The sequence below is a fragment of the Streptomyces sp. NPDC058291 genome, from assembly GCF_042880855.1.
Lineage (GTDB): Bacteria > Actinomycetota > Actinomycetes > Streptomycetales > Streptomycetaceae > Streptomyces.
The window spans coordinates 32095-48452 of sequence record NZ_JBHVYK010000040.1; the positions used below are offsets into that span (position 1 = coordinate 32095).

Sequence of the window (16358 nt, forward strand, 5' to 3'; positions counted from 1 at the left end):
GGAAGGTGCTCAGTTGTCGCGCTTCTCCTTGATCTTCGCGGCCTTGCCGCGCAGCTCACGGAGGTAGTAGAGCTTGGCGCGACGCACGTCGCCGCGGGTCACGAGCTCGATCTTCTCGACGATCGGGGTGTGCACCGGGAAGGTGCGCTCGACGCCGACGGAGAAGGAGACCTTGCGGACCGTGAAGGTCTCGCGGACACCGGCGCCCTGACGGCGGATGACGACGCCCTTGAACTGCTGCACACGGGAGCGGTTGCCCTCGATGACGCGGACGTGGACGTTGACGGTGTCGCCCGGGCGGAAGGCCGGAAGGTCGCTGCGCAGCGACGCGGCGTCGACGGAGTCGAGCAGGTGAGACATTTCGTCTGCTTTCTTCGCTGATGCCACAGGTCATCAACGGAACTAGATGTTCGAGGATTGAGTGCCGTGTGCCCGTCGAGGCGGGCGTCGTGTCCCCCTGCGGCAGGGGCGCACACCGGACGGCGCACAACAGCGACCTATTGTTCCACGGTCTCGGTCCTGCGCCAAAATCGGCCGTACGGCTCACCCTCGGGATCGGGCGTCCAGCCGAGGATGGAGAGCGTCTCGCGGTCCTTCTTGTCGAAGGCCTCGGGCGCGCAGCGCTCAATCAGGTCGGGCCGGTTGGCGGTCGTGCGGCGCAGCGCCTCGTCGCGTCGCCAGCGGCCGATCCTGCCGTGGTGCCCGCTGAGCAGCACCTCCGGGATCTCCCGGCCGCGCCAGGCGGGCGGTTTGGTGTAGACCGGGCCTTCCAGGAGGTTGGCCATGGCGCCGGGGGCGAAGGAGTCGTCGCGGTGGGACTCCGCGTTGCCGAGCACCCCCGGCAGCAGACGGGCCACCGCCTCGGTGACGACCAGCACCGCGGCCTCCCCGCCGGCCAGCACGTAGTCGCCGATGGAGACCTCGTAGACGGGGACGCGGGTAGCGTACTCGTCGACGACCCGCCGGTCGATGCCCTCGTAGCGGGCCGGCGTGAAGATCAGCCAGGGGCGTTCGGAGAGCTCGACGGCCAGTTCCTGGGTGAAGGGGCGGCCGCTGGGCGTCGGGACGACGATCGCCGGGGCGTGCGCGCCCGTCTCGTAGCCGTCGGCGAGGACGGAGTCGAGGGCGTCGCCCCAGGGGTCGGTCTTCATGACCATGCCCGGCCCGCCCCCGTAGGGGGTGTCGTCGACCGTGTTGTGCCGGTCGTGGGTCCACGCGCGCAGATCGTGCACGCGCACGTCGAGCCTGCCACGCGCGCGTGCCTTGCCGACGAGGGAGACGTTCAGCGGGTCGAGGTACTCGGGGAAGATCGTGACGACGTCGAGGCGCATCAGGACTCGTCCCCGGCCGCTTCGGCCGCGTCGCGGTCGGAGGCGACCTCGGCGCGGTCGTCGATCAGACCGGGCGGCGGGTCGATGACCGCCCGCTGTTCCTCCAGGTCGATCTCGGTGACGATCGACTCGACGAACGGGATCATCACCTCGCTGCCGTCGGGGCGCTCGACGATGAAGAGGTCCTGGGAGGGGAGGTGGGAGATCTCCGTGATCCGGCCGACCTCCTCGCCGTCCTTGGTGACCACGTCGAGGTCCATCAGCTGGTGGTCGTAGTACTCGTCCTCCTCCTCGGGCAGCTCCTCGGGATCGACCTCGGCGATCAGGAGCGTGTTGCGCAGGGCTTCGGCGGCGTTGCGGTCGCGCACGCCCTCGAAGCGCAGGAGGAGACGGCCGCTGTGCACCCGGCCGGTCTCGATGGTCAGCGGGCCGGTCGAGGCCGGGTCCGTGGACAGGACGGCGCCGGGCGCGAGCCGCAGCTCCGGCTCGTCGGTGCGTACCTCGACGGTGACCTCGCCCTTGATGCCGTGGGCGCGGCCGATCCGCGCGACTACGAGCTGCACTTCTCAAGATCTCCTGTCGTGCCTGTCGTGCCTGTGATGCCCTGTCGTGCCCGGCGTCACGGGCGCCGGAACGACTACGGGCCGGGGACGGCCCAGTGGCCCTCCCCGGCCCGAGCCGGTGCTGCGAAACGCGTCAGCGGACGTGATCCACGTCGACGAGGTCGACCCGGACGCCCCGGCCGCCGATGGCGCCCACGACGGTGCGCAGAGCGCGCGCGGTGCGGCCGTTGCGGCCGATCACCTTGCCGAGGTCGTCCGGGTGGACCCGGACCTCGAGCACGCGCCCGCGGCGCAGGTCGCGCGAGGCGACCTGCACATCGTCGGGGTTGTCGACGATGCCCTTCACGAGGTGCTCAAGCGCCTCTTCGAGCATGCTGCTCAGGCCTCGGTCGACTCGGACTCGGCAGCGGCCTCGTCCTTCTTCTCAGCCTTCTTCTTCTGGGTGATCGCCTCACCCTTGCCCGAGTCGTCGCCACCGAGGGCCTCGAACGACGGGCGAGCCTTCTTGGGCTCGGCGACGAGCAGCGGCGCCGGGGCGGGCTCGCCCTTGAACTTCTGCCAGTCGCCGGTCTTCTTCAGGATGGCGAGCACGGGCTCGGTCGGCTGCGCGCCGACGCTGAGCCAGTACGCCACACGGTCGGCGTCCACCTCGATGATCGAGGGGTGGTACGTCGGCTGGTACTTGCCGATCTCCTCGATCGCACGACCGTCACGACGGGTACGGGAGTCGGCGACGACGATGCGGTAGTGAGGCGAACGGATCTTGCCCAGACGCTTCAGCTTGATCTTGACTGCCACTGGAGTGGGTTCTCCTGGTTTTGACGTGATTGGGCACGGCAGATTGCCGCGTGGGGTTGCGGTACCCGAGTGCCCGATGGACGCGTCAGCCGGAGGAGAGAGGGGTCCTGTGCGACTGTCGAGTACAGCTAGCCATTGTGCCACACCCCGCGGGTCGCCTCGGGCCGAGGGGCCGCCGGCGCCCGGGCACACCGCCTCGGCACCCGGCGGCGTGGTGGACGCGCGTCGGGTGCGGCCGGTGCGGCGGGGCGCCGGCCGCAGCCCGCACGCCCCGCCCGGACCCCCGCGCCATCGAGGCGCCGGGGAGGCGGGCACGGCGGCCGCGGTGGGCGGACGCCCCGCTCCTCGCCGTCGACCGGCAGCCACGAGATGCCGGTGCCGGGCCGCCCGGGGTTACGCCGCGCCGGCGATCTCCGGGATCCGGAACGGTTTGCCGCAGCCCCCGCACACGATCGGCGCCTGGGCCAGGACCGAGGGCACGACCCGCACGTTGCGCCCGCAGTCGCAGACGGCCTTGACCCGGACGCCTCCGCCCGAGGAGCCGTGCCGGGCCGCCGGGCCGCGGAAGGTGCGGGAGGTGTCGGCGGAGGTGGCCGCCGTGTGCGCCTTGAGGGCCCGCTGGAGGCGCTCCATGGTGGGCCGGTAGCGGCGCTTGGCCTCGGGATTGAGCGTCACCAGGGAGAACCCGCTGCTCGGATGGGGTTCCTCGGGGTGGTCCAGGCCCAGTTCCTCGGCGATCGCGAGGAATCTGCGGTTGTGGTAGCGGCCCGCGCGGGAGGTGTCGCGGACGCCGCGGGCGGCGGCGATGCCATGGACTGCCTCGTGAAGCAGTCGCTCGAAGGAGAGCTCGTGACCGCAGGCGGACGACGACTCCCCGATCAGGGACTCTGGCGCGGCGAGATCCGGCAGCTCGGGGTGGTACCGCTGAATGTCGGCCCACGCCTCTGCCAGCTCTGCGGCGAGAACTGGTGGTGTCTGTGTCGTGCTCACGTAATGACAACGAGCGGGGGTGCCCTCGTGTTCCTATTCCGGGGCATCTCAAATAATTTGCACGTACCCGTCAGTTGGCACTGATGCGTCCGGACGAGGGCGGGTGCGCTGATCTGCGGAGAAGCCTCACAGCTCCTACCAAGCTGGTGCGTAGTCCTCGCTACGACCCGGCGCGTAGACCCTGTCCGCGCGCCGGGGTGCGGTGTTCCGCAGGGGCGCAAGAGGCGTTTCGGCCGCTCTCGCCGACGGAGCGCGCCGTCTCAGTAGGCGCGTGCGACGACCGCGACGTTACCGGGAGCGTCTCCGTCCTCCGGCACCGACCCGTCCTCGGCGACCAGACACCGTACGGTCAGCGCCCGCTCGGCCAGCCTGGCCTCGCCCTCCGCCCCGAGGACGGCCCACGGGATGCGCGCCCAGCCGCCGGCGGCGGCCGCCTCGGCCGCCTCCTCGATCGTGGACACGTCCGCCGTCCGCGACTCGCGGCGCGCACGGGACTGCCGCAGCAGGAGCGCCTGGTCCTCCTCCAGGACGGCCGGCACGAGAGCCGCCAGAGCGTCGATCGCCACCGGTTCCTTGCCGCCCGGGATCCGGCGGACCATCGTCGCCGTGCCGGCGTCCAGGTCACGGGGCCCGATCTCGACGCGCACGGGCACCCCCTTGAGCTCCCAGTCGACGGCGCGCCGCCCGAAGGGGACGTCCGTGCGGTCGTCGGTCCGCACGCGGACGCCCGCCGCCCCGAGCCGGTCGGCGACCTCGCGGACCTTGGCCAGAACCGCCTCGTCGCCCTTGACCGCCAGGACGACGGCCTGGATCCGGGCCAGTCGCGGCGGCACCCGCAGCCCGCGGTCGTCGCCGTGGATCATCACCAGGGCGCCGATCATGCGGGTGGTCGCGCCCCAGGAGGTCTGCCAGACCAGCTCCTGGACGCCGTCCTTCGACAGATAGCGGGTGTCGAAGGCCCTGGCGAAGTTCTGCCCGAGCTCATGGCTGGTGACCATCTGCAGGGCCTTGCCGTCGCCCATCATGCTCTCCAGGGTGAGCGTGTTGACGGCGCCCGCGAAGCGCTCCCTGACCGTCTTGCGTCCGGCGACGAAGTCGGTCGCGAGGACGTTCTCCAGGAAGTCCCCGTAGACCTCGCGATGGATGCGCGCGGCGAAGTCGCGGGCCTCCTCACAGGTGGCGTGCGCGGTGTGGCCCTCCTGCCAGAGGAACTCCGACGTGCGCAGGAAGACGCGCGGCCGCAGTTCCCAACGGACCACGTTGGCCCACTGGTTGATCAGCAGGGGCAGGTCGCGGTAGCTCTGCACCCACTTGGAGAAGTACTCGTTGACGATGGTCTCGGACGTCGGCCGCACCACCGCCGGCTCCTCGAGCTCCTTGCCGCCTCCGTGTGTGACCACGGCCAACTCGGGCGCGAAGCCCTCGACATGGTCCGCCTCGCGGGTCAGGTACGACTGCGGGATCAGCAGCGGGAAGTACGCGTTCTCGGCGCCGGTCTCCTTGATGCGGGCGTCCAGTTCCGCCTGCATCCGCTCCCACAGGCCGTACCCGTACGGCCGGATCACCATCGTGCCGCGCACCGGGCCGTTGTCGGCCAGTTCCGCTTTGCTGATCACATCCTGGTACCAGCGGGGGAAGTCGTCCGCCCGCGGGGTGAGAACGGGTGCCTTGGCCATGGCGCGATGGTACGGCCCCGCGTTGCCGTCATGTGAATTCTCGCCACAGGCACATGCCGTCCCCAACCAGGGCTCCGCAACCCCTGGACGCGGCCGCAGACGGGGAGTTACCTGGCATACGGGAGCGGTGCGAGGGCACTGCGCGGGGGCCCACCTGATCGGGTTAAGCGGCAGACTCTCGGCGGATTGGGGCGCTTTTCCATGACACCTGTGCTCGTGCGACAGCACCTGCCTCACGCGGGGCCGGCGTCCCACGCGGATCTGGGTGCACGCGCGCGTGACTGGTCCGAGATCCAGGAACGGATGCTGGTTCCGCTCTACGAGGCCGTCCACGAGCGGCTGGAGACGGGGCCCGGCACCCGGCTCCTCTCCCTCGGCTGCGGCTCCGGGCTCGCCCTGGTGATGGCGGCCTCCCGGGGCGCGGCGCTCACCGGGGTCGAGTCCTCCTCCCCCGCGCGGCTGGCCCTCGCCCGCGAGCGGCTGCTCGGGGAGAGCCGGGGGGCCCGCGCGCGGGTGGACGTCCGGCTCACCGACCGGCTGCCCATGGAACGGCCGGGCGGACGAACGTCCGCGTACACCGTGGTGACGGCGTTCGAGCCGATCGGACGCGTGGCGGGCGACACGGAGGAACTGACCGCGTCGCTGGCGGCCGCGACGCCGCTCGCCCGGCGTGGCGCGCCCGTGGTGCTGGTGGGCTGGGGCCCGCCCGAGCGCTGCGCCACCACGGCGGTGCTGCGGGTCGCGGCGAAGCTGGCGGACCAGGACCGCGGCACGGTGCGGTTACGTCCGGCCGTGCGCGACGACCTGGAGGAGGTCGCCCGGCGGGCCGGTCTGCGGCCGGACGGATCGGGTCGGGTGGCCTGTCCGTTCGGGTACGCCGACCTGCACAGCGCCCTCAGGGGGCTGCTGTCCACGGGACTGTTCGACGCGGCGGTGGCGGCGACGGACCAGGCGCAGGTCGACAAGGAGCTGACGGAGGCGCTGCACCCCTACCGGCGGTCGGACGGGACGGTGTGGATGCCGAACGTGTTCCGGTACCTGATCGCCCGCACTCCCTGACGCGCCCGCACTTCGTGACGCGCCGACCCGCCCGGTCCCGGCCTCGCGGGGCCGGGCCCGTCAGGCGTCCTCGCCGGTCCTGGCCGACCGCCGGGTGACGCCCGCGATCCGGTACGCGTCCGCCTCCTCCAGCGTCTCCTGTTCCAGCAGTGCCAGGGCGAGGGCGTCCAGCTGGGCGCGGTGCTCGCGGAGTTTGCGGCAGGCCTCGTCGTAGCACTCGTCGACGATGCGGCGCATCTCGTGGTCGATGGCGTCGAGGGTCGCCGGGGCGGCGGCGAGGCCGTAGGCCTGCTGGGCGTCGCCGGGGAGGGCGGAGAGGCGGCCCACCCGTTCGCTCATGCCCCACCGCGCGACCATCCCGCGCGCGATGTTGCTGACCTGCTCCAGGTCGTTCTCGGCGCCGGTCGTGACGACGCCGTAGACGACCTGCTCGGCCGCCATGCCGCCGAGGGCGCCGATGATCCGGCCGCGCAGGTAATCCTCGGAGAGCGCGTACCGCTCCACCTCCGGGGTCGACATGGTCACCCCCAGGGCGCGGCCGCGCGGCACGATGGTGACCTTGCGGACCGGGTCGGCGCCGGGCTGCAGCATGCCGAGGAGAGCGTGGCCGCTCTCGTGGAAGGCGGTGCGCCGGCGGTCCTCCTCCGGCATGATCAGCGTGCGCTCGGCGCCCAGCTGCACCTTCTCCAGCGCCTCGGACAGGTCGGCCTGGGTCACCTGCTCCTGTTTGCGCTTCACCGCGAGCAGCGCGGCCTCGTTGGCGAGGTTGGCCAGATCCGCTCCCGTCATGCCGGGGGTCGTGCGGGCCACCCGGGTCAGGTCCACGTCGGGCGCGAGCGGGATCTCGCGGGTGTGGATGGCGAGGATCGCCTCGCGTCCGCCGCGGTCCGGCGGGGAGACGCTGACCACCCGGTCGAAGCGGCCGGGCCGGGTCAGCGCGGGGTCGAGGATGTCGGCGCGGTTGGTCGCCGCGATGACGACGACGCCCTCGGAGCCGGTGAAGCCGTCCATCTCGGTGAGGATCTGGTTCAGCGTCTGCTCGCGCTCGTCGTGACCGCTCACCGAGGCGCCGCCGCTGCGGGCCCGCCCGATGGTGTCGATCTCGTCGATGAAGATGATCGACGGCGCCACCTTGCGGGCCTCGGCGAACAGCTCGCGGACCCGGGACGCGCCGACCCCGACGATCATCTCGATGAACTCGGAGGCCGAGGCGGAGAAGAACGGCACGCCGGCCTCGCCCGCGACCGCGCGGGCCAGCAGGGTCTTGCCGGTGCCCGGCGAGCCGGCGAGCAGCACCCCGCGGGGCATCTTCGCGCCCATCCGACGGTACAGCTCGGGGTGTTCGAGGAAGTCGACGACGTCGTCCAGCTCGCCCTTGACCTCGTCGATGCCGGCCACGTCGGCGAAGGTGGTGCGCCGGGCGCCGGGCCGCAGATCCACCGGCCTGGGCGGCGTCTTGCGCCCGAGCATGCCGCCCGCACCGCCCGGACCGCCGCCGAAGCGCCGGGCGAAGAAGATCCACACGGCCGCCAGCAGCACGATCGGCACCAGCGAGAGCAGCAGGTTGGACACCAGGCTGCGCTGCTGGACGACGGGCCGGGCGGTGACCGTGACGTGTTCGCGGTCCAGGCTCCGCCACAGATCGTCGTCCGCGAAGGCCGGGCGCTGGGTCTTGAACTCGGTGTACCGGCCGCCGCCTTCGGGGTCGTCACGGGCCTTCTTGAGCCGGCCCTGGATGGCATCGCCCTTGGAGTAGATCGTGTCGACGTTGCCCGCGTCGACCTGTCTGCTGAACTCCGTGTAGGAGATCGTCGGCTCGTCTCCGCCGCCGAGGTAGTTCAGGCCGATGTACACCAGCAGGAAGACGATCACGGCGGTGACGGCCAGCCCCCACCAGCGGCCGCGCATCCTCCTGCCGTCCGGGGGGCGCGTTCCGTCGTCCGGGGTGCCCTCGGTGCGCCATGGCTGCTCGGGAGTCTTACGCGCCGGAGCGGCATTGCTCATATCTGGACGTTACGACAGAGCCCCGGGCACGGCATGCGCTGAGGGCGCCCCCGGCTCGGGAGAGCGCCCTCGACGACTGTGGAGCCCTGCCGGACTCAGCCCATGAACTTCTTGAACTCGTCCGGCAGCTCGAAGTCCTGGGCGCCCTGCTGCGGCAGCCCGAGCGCGTTGCCGCCCTGGGCCTGCGCCTCACGGCGCCGGGCCGCCTCCAGCTCCTGCTGCTTGCGCTTCATCGGGTTTCCGGAGCGCTGCTTGCCCTTGGCCTGCTTCGGCTGCTTCTTCGTCCGGCCGGCGCCGCCGCCCATGCCCGGCATCCCCGGCATTCCCGGCATGCCGCCGCCCTGCGCCATCCGGGACATCATCTTGCGGGCCTCGAAGAAGCGTTCGACCAGGCCCTTCACGGCGCTGACCTCGACGCCCGAGCCCTTGGCGATGCGGGCGCGGCGCGAGCCGTTGATGATGGTCGGGTCCTGGCGCTCGCCCGGGGTCATCGACTTGATGATCGCGGCCGTGCGGTCGACGTCCCGCTCGTCGAGGTTGGCGATCTGGTCCTTGATCTGACCCATGCCGGGCAGCATGCCGAGCAGCTTGGAGATGCTGCCCATCTTCCTGACCTGCTCCATCTGGGCCAGGAAGTCGTCCAGGGTGAAGTCCTGGCCCTTCTTGGACGCCAGCTTGGAGGCCATCTTCTCGGCCTCTTCCTGGCTGAACGTCTTCTCCGCCTGCTCGATCAGGGTGAGGAGGTCACCCATGTCGAGGATGCGGGAGGCCATCCGGTCAGGGTGGAAGGCGTCGAACTCGTCGAGCTTCTCGCCGTTCGAGGCGAACATGATCGGCTTGCCGGTCACCGAGGCGATCGACAGGGCGGCGCCGCCGCGGGCGTCGCCGTCGAGCTTCGACAGCACGACGCCGTCGAAGCCCACGCCGTCGCGGAAGGCCTCGGCGGTGTTGACCGCGTCCTGACCGATCATCGCGTCGACGACGAAGAGGATCTCGTCGGGCGAGACGGCGTCGCGGATGTCCGCGGCCTGGCGCATCAGCTCGGCGTCGATGCCGAGGCGGCCGGCGGTGTCCACGATCACGATGTCGTGGACCTTGGACTTGGCGAACTCGATGGAGTCCTTGGCGACCTGGACCGGGTCGCCCACGCCGTTGCCCGGCTGCGGGGCGTACACGGCCACGCCGGCCCGCTCGGCGACGACGCTGAGCTGGTTGACGGCGTTGGGGCGCTGGAGGTCGCAGGCGACGAGCAGCGGCGAGTGGCCCTGCTCCTTCAGCCAGCGGCCGAGCTTGCCCGCGAGGGTGGTCTTGCCGGCGCCCTGCAGACCGGCCAGCATGATCACGGTGGGCGGCTGCTTGGCGAAGCGCAGGCGGCGGGTCTCGCCGCCGAGGATCGTGACGAGTTCGTCGTTGACGATCTTCAGGACCTGCTGGGCGGGGTTCAGCGCCTTGGACACCTCGGCGCCGAGGGCCCGCTCCTTGACGTTCTTGATGAACGTGCGGACGACCGGCAGAGCGACGTCGGCTTCGAGGAGTGCGATGCGGATCTCGCGCGCCGTGGCGTCGATGTCCGCTTCGCTCAGGCGCCCCTTGCCGCGCAAGTTCTTGAAGGTCGCTGAAAGGCGATCGGAGAGAGTATCGAACACGGCGGCGTCGGTCCTCGGAGTCGGGGGCAGTCTGAGCGTCTTCCAGGGTATCCGGCCGCGCAAGGCCTTCGTCCCCGCCTGCTGTATTCAGCGGACTGGACGGATGTCTCGCGCGGCCGCGCTCACGCGCGCAGCGTCTCCTCCAGCTTGCGGGTGACGGAGGCGGCCTCGTCGCCGGGCAGGGGCGAGCCGTCGGCTCCGGTGACGTAGAAGGCGTCCACGGCGTTCGCGCCCAGGGTGGAGACGTGCATGCTGCGCACGCGCAGGCCCTCGTCCTCCAGGGCCCGGCCGATCCGGAACAGCAGGCCCGGCGCGTCCTGGGCGCGCACCTCGATGACCGTGGCGTGCCGGGAGGCGGCCGGGGCCACCGTCACGCGCGGCGGCGGCGCGACCACGCCCCGGCGGCGGGGGTAGGCGGCGTCGCGTTCCGCGAGCCGGCCGGCGATGTCCAGCGAGCCGTCCAGGGCGCGTACGAGGTCGGCGCGCAGCCGGGCTGCCTGGGGCAGCGAGCCGTACTCGGCGGCGACCCGCCAGTTCAGCAGCAGGACGGAGCCCTCGACCCCGGCCGGCAGGTCCAGGGCGCGCAGCTCGGCCGTGCGGACGGTCAGCCGGTGCACGGCGAGCACCCCGGCCACCGCGGGCAGCACGCCCGCCTGGTCGGGCACCGCGATGAGCAGCTCCACGCCGAGCGGCTCGGGGTCGCCGGCGAGCTGCTCCTCCGTGGGCGGCTCGGTCTGGGCGCGCAGGGACAGCACCGGGCTGCCGGTGGCGACGGCCTCGATGGCGAGCCGCTCCTGCTCGGCGGTGGGCGCGCTCGCGTCGGGCTCCTCGGGGGCGTCCCCGGCGAGCACCGCCGCGACCCGCCTGACCAGGTCCGCCACGAGCGAACCCCGCCAGGAGGACCAGGCGGCGGGTCCGGTGGCGAGCGCGTCCGCCTCGGTGAGCGCGTGCAGCAGCTCCAGGGTGCTGTGCGAGCCGACCGCCTCGGCGACCGAGCGGACCGTGGCCGGGTCCTCCAGGTCGCGCCGGGTGGCGGTCTCGATCAGCAGCAGGTGGTGGCGTACGAGCGCGGAGAGGACGGCGACGTCGGCGCGGTCGAAGCCGATGCGGGCCGCGACGTCCTTGGCGATGATCTCGCCCGCGACCGAGTGGTCGCCGGGCCAGCCCTTGCCGATGTCGTGCAGCAGGGCGGCGACCAGGAGGAGGTCGGGGCGGCTGACGCGGCGGGTGAACTCGGAGGCGCGCACGGCGGTCTCGATGAGGTGCCGGTCGACGGTCCAGATGTGCACGGCGTTGCGCTGTGGCCGGCAGCGCACCCGCTCCCAGTCGGGCAGCAGCTGTGTGACCAGGCCCTCGGCCTCCAGCGCCTCCCAGACCTCGATCGTGGGCTGGCCGGAGCCGAGCAGGGTGACCAGCTGTTCGCGGGCCTCGGCGGGCCAGGGCGTGGGCAGCGGGCGCACGGTGGCGGCGAGGCGGCGTACGGCGTGCAGGGAGAGCGGGAGGCCGGCCTGGGCGGCGGCGGCCGCGGCGCGCAGCGGCAGCACGGGGTCGCGTTCGGGGCGTGCGGCACGGGCGAGCCCGACCTCCCCGTCCTGCTCCACGACGCCTTCGGCCAGCGGAGAGCGCTCGGGCGCGGGCTTGCCGCCCCCGAGCATCGCGCGCAGCCTGGGCCGCACGGAGCGCGACCGCAGCACGCGCCCGACTTCGCGCCAGGTGACGTCGCTCGCGTAGGAGATGACGCGGGCCGCCTCGTACACCTGCCGCAGCAGCGTGTCCGCGTCCAGCAGGCCCAGCTCGGCCGCGACCTGGTCCTGCTCCTGGAGGGCGAGCCGGTCCGTCGCGCGGCCGGTCGCCAGGTGCAGGGCGTCGCGCACGTCGAGGAGCCGGCGGCGGGCGCCGTCGAGGCCCTCGCGGGGCGCGTCGGCCAGCCAGGAGGCGGCGACGGCGCGCAGCGCGGTGGCGTCCCGCAGTCCGCCGCGCGCCTCCTTGAGGTCGGGTTCCAGCAGGTACTGCAGCTCGCCCTGGCGTTCGGCGCGCTCGGCGCAGAGTTCCTGGAGCTCGGGCAGCCGCTTGGGGGCCTGGTTGCGCCAGTCGGCGAGGACCGACGTCCGCAGCCCGGCGGTGAGGCCCGAGTCGCCGGCGAGGTGGCGGGCGTCCAGCAGGCCGAGCTGGACCTTGAGGTCCTCCCCGGCCGTTTTGCGGGCCTCCGCCGGGGTGCGCACCGAGTGGTCGAGGGCGAGGCCCAGATCCCACACGGGGTACCACAGGCGGTCGGCGAGGGCCGCGACCGCCTTGGCGTCGGCGCCGTCGTGCAGCAGCAGGAGGTCGAGGTCGCTGCGCGGGGAGAGTTCGCCGCGGCCGTAGCCGCCGACGGCGACCAGGGACACGCCCTTCAGGTCCTCGGCGCCGGCGGCGAACAGCCCGGCCAGCCACTCGTCGGTCAGTTCGGCGAGGGCCGCACGGCGCGGCGGCCCGGACCGCGCCCCCTCGGTGAGGAGGCGCAGCCGGGCCGCCGCGTAGCCGCTGGGTCCCGAGTCCTCTGCATCCTTGCGCACGTCCGTACTCGTCACCCAGCGACTCCTGTTCTGTTCTGCGTCAGAGCGCGTCCGGGCCGCGCTCGCCGGTGCGGACCCGAACGGCCGTCTCGACCGGGAGGGACCAGACCTTGCCGTCGCCGATCTTGCCGGTGCGGGCCGCCTTGACGATGACGTCGATCAGCTGCTCGGCGTCGTCGTCCTCGGCCAGCACCTCGATGCGGATCTTGGGCACCAGGTCGACGGTGTACTCGGCTCCACGGTAGACCTCGGTGTGGCCCCGCTGACGACCGTAGCCGCTGGCCTCGGTGACCGTCAGACCGTGCACCCCGAAGGCCTGCAGGGCTTCCTTGATCTCATCGAGCCGGTGGGGCTTGACGACGGCGGTGATGAGCTTCATGCGTCCACCTTCTTGCTCGCTCCGGCGACCGCGGTCGGGAGGGCGGTCGTGCGGGCGGCGCCACCGCCGGCCCCGCTGAAGTCGTATGCGGTCTCGGCGTGCTCGGCCTGGTCGATGCCGGCGATCTCGTCGTCCTCGGAGACCCGCATGCCGATGGTCTTGTCGAGGAGGAAGGCGAGGATCGCGGAGACCACCAGCGAGTAGGCGAGGACCGCGAAGACGCCCGCGCACTGCTTCCACAGCTGGTCGAAGGAGTGGTCGCCGTAGAAGACGCCGGTCGCGGTGGACTGGCCCTTGCCGGTGGCGAAGAAGCCGATCAGCAGGGAGCCGGCGATACCGCCGACGAGGTGGACGCCGACGACGTCGAGCGAGTCGTCGTAGCCGAACCGGTACTTCAGGCCGACGGCCATGGCGCACAGCAGACCGGCGATGGCGCCGACGGCGATCGCGCCGAGCGGGGAGACCGCACCGCCCGAGGGGGTGATGGCGACCAGGCCGGCGACCGCGCCGGAGGCGGCGCCCAGCGTGGTGAACGCGCCGTGGCGGATCTTCTCGTAGGCGAGCCAGGCCAGCATGGCGGCGGCGGTGGCGACCTGCGTGTTGACGAACATCAGCGCGCCGACGCCGTCGTCGTTGCCGAGCCACGAGCCGGCGTTGAAGCCGAACCAGCCGAACCACAGCAGACCGGCGCCGAGCATGACCAGCGGCAGGCTGTGCGGGCGCATGGGGTCCTTCTTGAACCCGACGCGTTTGCCGATGACGAGGATCACGCCGAGGGCCGCGGCGCCGGCGTTGATGTGGACCGCCGTGCCGCCCGCGAAGTCGATGACGCCCAGCTCGAACGCCCAGCCGCCGGCGCCCCACACCCAGTGCGCGACCGGGAAGTAGACGACCGTGGCCCACAGGGCGACGAACAGCGCCCAGGCGGAGAACTTCACACGGTCCGCGAGCGCACCGCTGATCAGTGCGGGCGTGATGATGGCGAACATCATCTGGAAGACCATGAAGACGAAGATCGGGATGGTGTAGCCGTCCCACAGCTGCGTCAGGCCGATGTTGCTGAGACCCACCCAGTCGGAGTTCCAGCCGATGAGGCTGCCGGAGTCGGTGCCGAAGGCGAGCGAGAAGCCGTACAGCACCCACAGGATGGTGACGATCCCGATGCTGATGAAGCTCATCATCAGCATGTTCAGCGTGCTCTTGACGCGGACCATGCCGCCGTAGAAGAAGGCGAGGCCCGGGGTCATGATCAGCACCAGGGCGGAACAGATGAGCATGAAGCCTGTGTTCGCGGAGGACAGCTTGGGTGCCTCCGCGGCAAGCGTGATGGCTGCTGCCATCGGCGTCTCCTCGTCGTAGGTACGGCCCCGTGCGGGCGAAGCCAGAGCGGGTTCGTGAGGGGTGGGCCGGTTATGCGCCATGAGATTCGCGCAGTGCCGTTTCGGTGGAAGCCCCTCGTTGTTTCACCGTCGTGACGAAGCCGCCTCGTGCGTTACGCCTCGATGAACTGGCTGATGTCCGGCGAGCGGATCGTTATCGTGGCGCAACGTTCGTCGCAGGAGAGAGAACCGGCCGCGGTCGGCCTTCCGATGACCTGGCACGGGGGAGCCGAGTCGGGCTGTTCGGGAGGGCCGGCCGCGGCCGGGGCACTGGGGGTCTGCCGCGCGCGTCAGACCGCTTCGGCGGTCTCCGGGAGCTCGATGGTGAGCCGTTCGGTGAGGTCCACGACCTCGGAGAGATCCCCGAAATCGCGTACGGCGCTGTCGACGGTCTTGCGGATACGGGTGTTGACGCGCTCGGAGCGCACCTTCTTCGCCTCCTGCATGGCCTGGGTGGCGAGGGTGGCGCTGTGCTCGGGCTCACGCTGCAGCAGATGGACGGTGGCCATGCCGATCAGGTTCAGCACATAGGACCGCTGGTGGTCGCGGTCGCCCGCGAACAGCTCGACGGCCCTGCGCATCAGGGGCTCGGCCAGCGAGGCGTACGCGGGGCTGCGCCCGGCGACATAGGCGAGGTCGCGGAAGGAGTGACTGTTCTCGCCGTACAGCTCGGCCTCGGAGAAGAAGCGGATCCAGTCCGGGTCCGGCTCGTCCCACTCGTCGGCCTCGGCGAAGGTGTCCTCGGCCATCCGCACCGCCCGTTTGCACCGCCCGGGCTGCCCCATGTTGGCGTAGGCGCGGGCCTCCATCGCATACAGCATGGACTGGGTGCGCGGACCGGCGCAGTCCCGGCTGCCGTACTGCGCGAGGTGGATCAGCTCCAGGGCGTCCTCGGGCCGGCCGAGGTGGATCATCTGGCGGCTCATGCTGGACAGCACGTAACTGCCGAGCGGCCGGTCGCCGGCCTCCTTGGCGGCGTGCAGGGCGAGGACGAAGTACTTCTGCGCGGTCGGCTGCAGGCCCACGTCGTAGGACATCCAGCCGGCCAGCTCCGCCAGTTCGGCGGCGACCTTGAACAGCTTCTTCGCGGTGGCCTCGGGCTGGGGCTCCTGGAGCAGGTCGGTCACCTCGTGCAGCTGCCCGACGACCGCCTTGCGCCGCAGACCGCCGCCGCACTGGGCGTCCCACTGCCGGAACATCACGGTGGTGGACTCCAGCAGTTCCAGCTCGGGCCGGGAGAGCCGGCCGCGGGCCCGGCTGGTCGGCATCGAGCCGGGTTCCTCGGGCTGGGCGGGCGGCGAGGGGACGAGCCAGCGCTGCATGGGCTCGATGAGGGACGGTCCCGCGCACAGGGCGAGCGAGGTCCCGAGGAAGCCGCGCCGGGCCAGCATCAGGTCGCTGCGCGAGAACTCGCTGAGCTGGGCCACCGTCTGCGGGGCCGTCCACGGGAGGTCGACGCCGGTCACGGAGGGCGCCTGGCGGGCGGCGCGCAGTCCGAGGTCCTCGACGGAGACGACGCAGCCGAACCGTTCGGAGAACAGCTCGGACAGGATCCTGGGGATGGGCTCGCGGGGGTTCTCGCCGTCCAGCCAGCGGCGCACCCGGGAGGTGTCCGTGGAAATGTGATTGGCCCCCAACTGGCGCGCGCGGCGGTTCACTTGACGGGCCAGTTCGCCCTTCGACCAGCCGCTGCGCACGAACCAGGAAGTGAGCAGCTCGTTCGGGCGCTTGTCCGCGCCCGCAGCGTTGGTTCCGCTTCCGCCGTTGCCGCTCACTGGAACGCCCCCATTCGTGAGACCACTTGTCACCGAGTGCGCCAAGCCCTATCAGAATGCCGGTAAATACGGCCCGCCGTAGGGCACTTGTCACCCTTCGAACGGAAAGGCGACTTGCCTCCGGCATACCCACAAGCGCATGTGCCTCCATGACCCGCACACTCAAAGTAGTCCTACGATCACGCTCCAGCCACGGCGATCCC

At 71.7% G+C, this 16358-nt stretch carries 14 protein-coding genes; 1 reads left to right on the forward strand and 13 read right to left on the reverse strand.

Going from position 1 to position 16358, the window contains the following annotated elements; all coding sequences use genetic code 11:
* Positions 1 to 9: 9 nt before the first annotated feature.
* The 7 genes from rplS to proS all read right to left on the reverse strand — a co-directional run bounded on the left by rplS (position 10) and on the right by proS (position 5358).
* Complete coding sequence (gene rplS, locus ACFVYK_RS21015; protein ID WP_152892233.1) at positions 10 to 360, reverse strand: 50S ribosomal protein L19; 351 nt, start codon at positions 358 to 360, stop codon at positions 10 to 12.
* Positions 361 to 497: 137 nt separating this feature from the next.
* A complete protein-coding gene (trmD, locus tag ACFVYK_RS21020) occupies positions 498 to 1331 on the reverse strand; it encodes a tRNA (guanosine(37)-N1)-methyltransferase TrmD (protein WP_389776076.1) in 834 nt (277 codons plus the stop codon).
* On the reverse strand, positions 1331 to 1894 hold the full coding sequence (gene rimM / locus ACFVYK_RS21025; protein ID WP_389776079.1) for a ribosome maturation factor RimM: 564 nt from the start codon (positions 1892 to 1894) through the stop codon (positions 1331 to 1333). Before rimM ends, trmD begins: the two co-directional genes overlap by 1 nt.
* A gap of 133 nt (positions 1895 to 2027) precedes the next feature.
* Positions 2028 to 2267: an RNA-binding protein gene (locus ACFVYK_RS21030; RefSeq protein WP_005479813.1), complete on the reverse strand. Its 240-nt coding sequence runs from the start codon at positions 2265 to 2267 to the stop codon at positions 2028 to 2030.
* Positions 2268 to 2272: 5 nt separating this feature from the next.
* Positions 2273 to 2692 (reverse strand): 30S ribosomal protein S16, encoded by a 420-nt coding sequence (rpsP, locus tag ACFVYK_RS21035; RefSeq protein WP_389776082.1) that lies wholly within the window; start codon positions 2690 to 2692, stop codon positions 2273 to 2275.
* A 393-nt stretch (positions 2693 to 3085) separates the two neighbouring features.
* Positions 3086 to 3682 carry a hypothetical protein gene (locus tag ACFVYK_RS21040; RefSeq protein WP_389776085.1) on the reverse strand — a complete coding sequence of 199 codons (597 nt, stop codon included), beginning with the start codon at positions 3680 to 3682 and terminating at the stop codon, positions 3086 to 3088.
* A gap of 260 nt (positions 3683 to 3942) precedes the next feature.
* Positions 3943 to 5358 carry a proline--tRNA ligase gene (gene proS / locus ACFVYK_RS21045; protein WP_389776087.1) on the reverse strand — a complete coding sequence of 472 codons (1416 nt, stop codon included), beginning with the start codon at positions 5356 to 5358 and terminating at the stop codon, positions 3943 to 3945.
* A gap of 201 nt (positions 5359 to 5559) precedes the next feature.
* Here proS and ACFVYK_RS21050 point away from each other — a divergent pair, with 201 nt between their 5' ends.
* Complete coding sequence (locus ACFVYK_RS21050) at positions 5560 to 6417, forward strand: SAM-dependent methyltransferase (protein WP_389776090.1); 858 nt, start codon at positions 5560 to 5562, stop codon at positions 6415 to 6417.
* A gap of 60 nt (positions 6418 to 6477) precedes the next feature.
* Here ACFVYK_RS21050 and ftsH read toward each other — a convergent pair whose 3' ends face one another.
* From ftsH to ACFVYK_RS21080, 6 genes are all read right to left on the reverse strand, one after another.
* Complete coding sequence (ftsH, locus tag ACFVYK_RS21055) at positions 6478 to 8421, reverse strand: ATP-dependent zinc metalloprotease FtsH (protein ID WP_389776093.1); 1944 nt, start codon at positions 8419 to 8421, stop codon at positions 6478 to 6480.
* Between the two features lie 95 nt (positions 8422 to 8516).
* Positions 8517 to 10067 carry a signal recognition particle protein gene (gene ffh, locus ACFVYK_RS21060; protein WP_329414052.1) on the reverse strand — a complete coding sequence of 517 codons (1551 nt, stop codon included), beginning with the start codon at positions 10065 to 10067 and terminating at the stop codon, positions 8517 to 8519.
* A gap of 122 nt (positions 10068 to 10189) precedes the next feature.
* Complete coding sequence (locus tag ACFVYK_RS21065) at positions 10190 to 12637, reverse strand: [protein-PII] uridylyltransferase (protein WP_389776096.1); 2448 nt, start codon at positions 12635 to 12637, stop codon at positions 10190 to 10192.
* A 25-nt stretch (positions 12638 to 12662) separates the two neighbouring features.
* Positions 12663 to 13001 carry a P-II family nitrogen regulator gene (locus ACFVYK_RS21070; protein ID WP_003997576.1) on the reverse strand — a complete coding sequence of 113 codons (339 nt, stop codon included), beginning with the start codon at positions 12999 to 13001 and terminating at the stop codon, positions 12663 to 12665.
* Complete coding sequence (locus tag ACFVYK_RS21075) at positions 12998 to 14341, reverse strand: ammonium transporter (protein ID WP_389776099.1); 1344 nt, start codon at positions 14339 to 14341, stop codon at positions 12998 to 13000. The genes ACFVYK_RS21070 and ACFVYK_RS21075 overlap by 4 nt, the downstream gene beginning before the upstream one ends.
* 329 nt (positions 14342 to 14670) lie before the next feature.
* Complete coding sequence (locus ACFVYK_RS21080; protein WP_389776102.1) at positions 14671 to 16155, reverse strand: hypothetical protein; 1485 nt, start codon at positions 16153 to 16155, stop codon at positions 14671 to 14673.
* Positions 16156 to 16358 lie beyond the last annotated feature (203 nt).